The following is a 6,792-nucleotide window of genomic DNA, read 5'->3' as shown; positions in this document are numbered from 1 at the left end:
TTGTTGAGGCTAGTGGCAACATCTAGATGTTCTTCACCCAGCAGCTTGCGCCTGAGTGTTAAAACTTTTTGGTACAGGGGTTCAGCTTGGCTGTATCTGCCTTGGGAATCGTAGAGTGCTGCTAGATTGTTGAGGCTAGTGGCAACATCTGGATGTTCCTCGCCCAGTAGCTTGCACCAGAGTGCTAAAGCTTCTTGGTACAGGGGTTCGGCTTTACTGTATTTGCCTTGGGAATAGTAGAGTCTCGCTAGGTTGTTGAGGCTAGTGGCGACATCTGGATGTTCTTCTCCTAAACGTTTTTTGGTGATTTCTAGACACTGCTGACACCAAGATGCTGCCTGAGTATACAATCCTTGACCATTGTAAAATTTAATATTACCCATGAAAACCGAAATTGAATCTTCATCGCTAACGAATTGAATAAGATTATTCACTACTTCTGCTAGATGAGATATGGCGGGAGTAATAGCGGTGATTTCTTCAAGGGTAGGGGTTTGAGAAATCTCTATTGCAAGTGCTACCATTACCCGGCAAAGCGATCGCTTTAATTCCTCTGCCTGTTCTAAACCTGTAAGCTTATATTGGAAAAACTCCCGCAACAGTGGATGTAATTGGTAGATTCCCTTACCTTTGCGCTGAAGTAAATGCAAATTCAATAATTTATCATCCCGAATTTCCTCTAACTCTTCCTCATCTTCCTCTGGTAAACACTGTTTCACCAAATCCCAAGCTATAGGCGCGGCTGCAAATAAACTCAATAAACAGCCCAACTGCTTATCATCGTCGTTTAATTCCTGCCAACTCAACTCAAAGGCTGCTAACACACCCCGTTGTGCTGTCATGTCGCCTTCTGGTTTAACAAGTGCAGGTTGTTCTAGTCGCTTTTTCTCTAACCGTCGCAACATTTCTGTTAAAGAAAGGTCTGGTTTGCGCTTCAGATATCGCCCCACTAATTCCAAACCCAAAGGCAAATATCCCAACCACTCACACAACTGATTTGCAACAGCTAATTCTTGCTCAATTCGCTGCGATGTTTCTTTAAAAAACGACTTTAATAACTCCAGCGCCGCTTCTGGTTGCAATACATCCAGGGATAATTGCTTAATAGATGCTCCCAAGTATTGGCGCGTGGTAATCAACACTTTAAACCGAGAAGATGACGAGGGTAAATAAGGCTTAACCTGCTGAAATTGCCCAACATCGTCTAACACTAGCAGCACATTACCCTCGCGCCAATTCCGAAAGCAGTATTGCACTTGAGCAAGGATATCTAAACCTTCTGGTGGATTTAAATCAAGATGAGTTCTGACAAACTCCACAACTTGAATGCCCACATCACCAGATTTTGCCAGCAACCAGCAAATTCCACCCTTGTAAGTTTCGCGGTGATTCCTGGCATATTGTAGGGCAAGTTCTGTTTTACCAACTCCACCCATGCCAGCAACAGCAGCTATTATCACCTGTTCATTGTCCTGCAAAAACTGGTGGAGATTTTGCAGGTCTTTTTCACGTCCAAGAAACTCCACCACCCCACTTAAGGGCAAATTTTGCGGTATTTCGGTAGCGAGATTTGACTTTACCTGTTCTCCTCCAGGCGAATGCAGTCAGAAAATATTAGTACCAGTGAAAATACTTCCTTGAATGACGGTTTTAATAGACTCAGCTAACTTTGTAGAATTGATGATAGTTGCTGGTTGTGAGTTCAGCCCATTTGCTAAAGCTTGGACTTTTGACGCTATTTGAGGATCGGCGTTTGCTGCGGCTTCCACCTCCCGCACTGATTGAGCAATTTCGGTATCTGTGTCTGCTGCGGCTTTCAACTCCAGTACCGCTTTACCATAATCTAACGGCGGCTGTGTATTTTCTGGTGTCGCCTCTGCTAACAAGGGCAATTTATTTTTATTACGTAGCTGTGCGATTAATTTACCACTTGCTTCTAACCCTGCTTCCCCAAACTTTTCGCCAGTTTTTTCTAGCGCTTTAGTTAAAACTATAGTAGCGATCGCAGTTGCAACAGCCCTTAGTGTTACAGGTTCCATAATTTTATGAATAACAACCGAAATTCCACTGAAAGCTATTCTAGCCTAGTCTGATTGCCACATTATTACCCCATAGTAGGGTGGGCATTTTAATACCCACCCTACTTACCTAAACTAACGCTGGTGTATTCGCACGCTTAACTTGAGGTGTAGCAACCATCCTCATTCCGGCTGGTGCAGCTAAAGTTAACCCACGGCGCACAGGACGCACGGGACGTTTATTCACTAGCGAAACTTGGAATTCTGACAAAACAGTTGCCAAGACAATTTTCATTTCATACTGGGCAAATGCCATCCCAATACAGCGACGATTGCCGCCGCCAAAGGGCAAATATTCATAAAGTGAATATTGTCTTTCTAGAAAGCGTTCTGGTTTAAACTGCTTGGATTGTGGGTAAACTTCTTCCCGATGATGCGCTAAATAAATACTGGGGATTATTACCGTTCCCTCTCGCAGTTCGTAGCCCATAATTGTAATTGGGGTTTTCACAATCCGGGGAAAAGCAGTCATGACAATTGGGTAAAGTCGCAATGTCTCTTGGCAAACTGCTGTCAAATAGGGCAATTTACTTACACTACTCAAATCGTGGTTAACTCCAATGGTGTTGAGTTCCTGTAACAACTTCTCACGCACCTCTGGTAAACGATCGATCCAGTAAAAAGCCCACGTCAATGCCGAAGCAGTAGTTTCATGTCCCGCAACTAGCAGCGTCATTAACTCGTCGTGTAATTCTTCATCTGACATACCTTGACCATCATCGTAACGAGCCGCCATCATCAAACTTAGGATATCTTGGCGATTTTGATCGGCTTGCTCCCGACGTTCTCGAAGTAAAGCATAAATCAGTCGATCGATTTTTTGCCGTTGTTGCAGAACCCAACCCCACGGACTCCACGCACCGAAATCTTTTTGCATAAACTGGAAAAAGAAGGCGCTGGACATTACAGGCGAAGTGATGAAGTCTAATAAGTCACTTAGCGATCGCCTCAGTTCCTCAAACAGTTCTCCATCATTCAAACCAAATACAACCCGCAAAATAACACGCAAGGTAATTTCTTGCATCGACTCACGGATCTTAAAAGGCTTACCAATTTGCCATTCATTAGTCACCTGTCGGGTTATTTCCCGAATTTCCTCGCCGTAAGCCCGCATCCTTTCGCCATGAAAGGGAGGAGCTAATAATTGCCGTTGCCGTTGGTGGCGATCGCCATCCGCTAACATAAAGGAGCGATCGCCAAGTAAAAATCTTAGTCCTGTGTTCCCTCTGCCAACCTCAAAATGGCTGGAATCAGCAGTAAAAATCTGCTCCAGTGCTTGGGGTTGACTAAAATACACAAGATGGTTATCAGAGCTACTACTCCAGATCGTGAAAGTGTCACCGTAGATTTGGGCAAAATCATCCACATATTTCACTGGCTGAGTAATAAACTTGATCATCCGCAGCCAGCGCGGCATTTGAGGCCCATCAGGTAGATTGTAAGTAGTTGTCATAGAATTTTGTGGAGTTGTTGGCTTCTGAATTTTATTGTTACGACTTTTCATGTTACTTAAGGTTACAGAAAGCGGTATATTCATGATTGGGGACTAGAAACTGGAGACTGAAAACTGAAAAGAAGACAAAGAGGATAATAATAGCTCTTGTACAGACGCGATTAATCGCCTCTCTACTCCTAACTCAGCACTCAGCACTCCTAACTCAGCACGGGCTAAACGCCCCGCTACCGCTAAAAAAAGGCAGCATCGGAAGCAAGCAGTGCCAAAAATCATCGCTATTCTCAACGGTAAAGGAGGAGTCGGTAAAACGACTACCGCAGTCAATCTGGCTGCAAACTTTGCGAAGAAAAAAAAGGTGCTGCTGATTGATGCAGATATTCAAGGTTCTGCCAGTTGGTGGTTTGGGCGCAGTCAGCAGGGAATGGGATTTGATTTATCTCAAGAAACTGATCCCGCACTTTTAAGTGATTTAGCAAAGATAACAGGTTACGATTTAGTAGTGGTGGATACACCTCCCGCCCTGCGCTCTGAAGCATTAGTGGCGGTTGTTGCGATCGCAGATTATCTAGTTTTGCCGACACCCCCATCTGCAATGGATTTAGCAATCCTCGTGGAAACAGTCAAGGAAGCCGTCATCCCCTTGGGAACCCCCCATCGGGTATTGCTCACCAAAGTCGATACCCGCAGTTTGGGGGAAGCACAAGAAGCAAAAAACACTCTGACCCGCTTAGGTATTCCTACTTGTAATACCTTCATCCGTGCCTATAAAGCTCATGAACGAGCAGCACTTGAAGGTGTAGCGATTACCCAATGGCGAGGAGGAAACGCACGGGAGGCGGAATTAGACTACCGCCGTGCAGCTGATGAATTACAGCGTGATTGGAGAAAATAAGAATGGCTAGGAAACAAAGTCTCTCTGACTTACTACAAGAAGAGGCGCAAAAATTTACACCCTCAGAAGGTGAATCTGCGATCGAAGTTACAGCCGAAAAAATTGTCGAAGAACAGGCTGCATCTGATGAGGAATCGTTAGGGCAACCACTTGAGCCGACTTCTACTAAACGCAGTCCTACTAAGGCTGATTTAGAAGCAACTGTCAAAGAGTTGACAAGTAATTTAGAAACAAGCAACAAAAAAGAAGCATCTCTTGGACAAGAAATTGCTGATTTGCAATCAAAATTATCTAAACAAAAAACCTTTGCATCAGAACAAGAATCATTACTAGAACACCTAACAAAAGAACTTGATGAAACCAAAAAAACAGCACTGCAACTTGCAGAAGCAAATTCCCTGCTTATAGAAGAAATTAATTCTTTAAAACAAAAAGCAGAACAAAAAGCAGAACAAAAAGCAGAACAAAAAGCAGAAGAGAAATCTAAACTTGTTGTCAAAGAAGCTAGCGCGATCAAACCAGTAAAAGACCACTACAATCCGCTTAACTACAAAAAATCACATCGTTCATCGGAAACACTCGCTCAAAATCAACCTCAGAATCAACCAAATGAGTATCCTGATAGTTCTAATGAGATGTGGTTACTTGACTAGAGTCAGTTAAAGGTTAATGGTACAAATCAAAATCTATGGCACTGCTTCATTTATCCGTCATTCTCGCAGTGCCATTTCTGACACAATTCATTCTTGTGTTGTTGAAGCTTTAGCATATCCTCAAGACAAGCGTACCCATCGGTTCTTTCCTCTCGAACCCGATGATTTCATCTACCCTGTAGAACGTTCAGAGAAATACATCATCATTGAGATTAGTATGTTTGAAGGACGCACTATTGAAACCAAAAAGAAACTAATTAGGTTGTTGTTTTCTAGCTTATCTGAACAAGTTGCAATTGCACCTATAGATATAGAAATCACGATTACAGAAACCCCAAAACACAACTGGGGTATCCGGGGAACAACAGGAGATGAATTAAACCTAAATTACCAAGTGCAAGTGTAAATCTTTGGAGCTTGTAGGGTGGGCATTATAATGCCCACATTAATGCAAGACAGGTTTGCGTTAGCGTTCGCGAAGCGTCTCGTAGAGAAGCTCACCGAAGGTATCGCTCTAGTTACAGAGGTTTCTAAAATTATGTGAATTATGTGAAAATAACATGATCCAAGAGAAAAATAGTAGCTATAACAGAAGCCATTAACAACAGATAAAAAGCTTTCCAGATCCGTGTTACAGAAAATTATTGAGAGTTGGGCTATCTTTCAACTCGAAAGTCTAAAATATGCTGCGCGGTAATTTGTGGTTGTTCCAAGTGTGGAAGATGACCACAATCTTGAATCCAAGTGAGAGTAGTGTGTGGAATCGCCTTTTGAAACTTTGTGGCATCCTCAGTACCCAAAATTTTATCGGAATCGCCCCATAAAATTAGCGTTGGTTGCACAATTTGTGATAACATCTCCAGTCTAAAAGCACTGTAACCACCACTTTTAGTGAAAGAAATCAGAGCTTGATTCTAACTCGGCATTTGTAGATGTAATGCGCCACAACATAACGCATCGATAGAGGCAAGAGTTTGATTTTTATATCCAATGCGAGAAACGCGATCGCGCACTTTCATATTACTCAAAAATCGAGTTGCTAAATAATCTAATGGGGGAAACATAAATTTGCTCAATGGCGAACCACCTGCTAACCCCGCACTATCAATTAACACCAGCTTTTCTACCACTTCTGGATAAGCCAAGGTAAAATCAATCGCTGTCGCACCCCCCATTGAAGCGCCCACCAAAATTACAGGTTGGTTAATTAGGCTTTTCCAGAAATAATAAAGATGGGTTTTAATCGCTGTTGGGCTATAGGCAATTCCTGAGAGTCTATCTGTAAACCCAAAACCCAATAAATCCACTGCCCAAGTTTCATTATCTTCAGAAAGCAGTGGCAAAAGCCGTCGAAATTCTAATACAGAACTATCAAAGCCGTGAATTAATAAAATTGGAGTTCCACCATACCCTTGCTTGACAAATGCTGTGGTAACTGCTTGATTAGTTAAAGGAGTAGCGATCGCAGTTGTTTGAATACTCCGAGCTAGTGCGATCGAAGTAGGTTCTGTGAGTTGCTCAACTGCCGTAGGAAGAAAATTCGGAAACATAAATTTCAGTTTATTGTACTAGCTTGCTTCCACCCATAATTGATTTTGTTAAACAATAAAGTTACACAACCTAAGATGCTGAAGTATTATTTGTAATTTATATATAAAACATAAGCTAGGTAATATCAAAATATTCTAACTCCCAACAGACGCGATTAATCAT

At 42.5% G+C, this 6,792-nt stretch carries 6 protein-coding genes and 1 pseudogene; 3 read left to right on the top strand and 4 right to left on the bottom strand.

From position 1 onward, the window contains the following. The 3 genes from HWQ42_RS08640 to HWQ42_RS08630 form a co-directional block, all read right to left on the bottom strand. Window positions 1–1,544: tetratricopeptide repeat protein (locus HWQ42_RS08640; protein ID WP_292810996.1), on the bottom strand; the 1,544-nt coding region annotated here is incomplete at its 3' end. A gap of 60 nt (window positions 1,545–1,604) precedes the next feature. Beyond that, the gene (locus tag HWQ42_RS08635) at window positions 1,605–2,039 is read right to left on the bottom strand and encodes a hypothetical protein (RefSeq protein ID WP_292810994.1); all 435 of its coding nucleotides are present in this window, start codon (window positions 2,037–2,039) and stop codon (window positions 1,605–1,607) included. A 109-nt stretch (window positions 2,040–2,148) separates the two neighbouring features. Next, complete coding sequence (locus HWQ42_RS08630) at window positions 2,149–3,531, bottom strand: cytochrome P450 (protein ID WP_292810992.1); 1,383 nt, start codon at window positions 3,529–3,531, stop codon at window positions 2,149–2,151. Between the two features lie 262 nt (window positions 3,532–3,793). On the opposite strand from HWQ42_RS08630, the gene HWQ42_RS08625 reads away from it, so the two are divergent. The 3 genes from HWQ42_RS08625 to HWQ42_RS08615 are packed head-to-tail and all read left to right on the top strand — an operon-like array spanning window position 3,794 to window position 5,485. Beyond that, window positions 3,794–4,426 carry a ParA family protein gene (locus HWQ42_RS08625; RefSeq protein WP_099102086.1) on the top strand — a complete coding sequence of 211 codons (633 nt, stop codon included), beginning with the start codon at window positions 3,794–3,796 and terminating at the stop codon, window positions 4,424–4,426. A gap of 2 nt (window positions 4,427–4,428) precedes the next feature. Beyond that, window positions 4,429–5,079, top strand: coding sequence for a hypothetical protein (locus tag HWQ42_RS08620; protein WP_292810990.1), 651 nt, complete (start codon window positions 4,429–4,431; stop codon window positions 5,077–5,079). Window positions 5,080–5,095: 16 nt separating this feature from the next. Continuing rightward, window positions 5,096–5,485, top strand: a complete 390-nt coding sequence (locus tag HWQ42_RS08615; RefSeq protein ID WP_292740728.1) for a tautomerase family protein — start codon at window positions 5,096–5,098, stop codon at window positions 5,483–5,485. A gap of 250 nt (window positions 5,486–5,735) precedes the next feature. Here HWQ42_RS08615 and HWQ42_RS08610 read toward each other — a convergent pair. Then, a pseudogene (locus HWQ42_RS08610) lies at window positions 5,736–6,629 on the bottom strand (alpha/beta fold hydrolase). Window positions 6,630–6,792: the final 163 nt, after the last annotated feature.

The sequence above is a fragment of the Nostoc sp. JL23 genome (genome assembly GCF_017115065.1).
Classification (GTDB): Bacteria; Cyanobacteriota; Cyanobacteriia; order Cyanobacteriales; family Nostocaceae; genus Nostoc; species Nostoc punctiforme_A.
The sequence above is the reverse complement of the archived record's forward strand: the minus strand, read 5'-3'. Positions and strand labels throughout refer to the sequence as shown.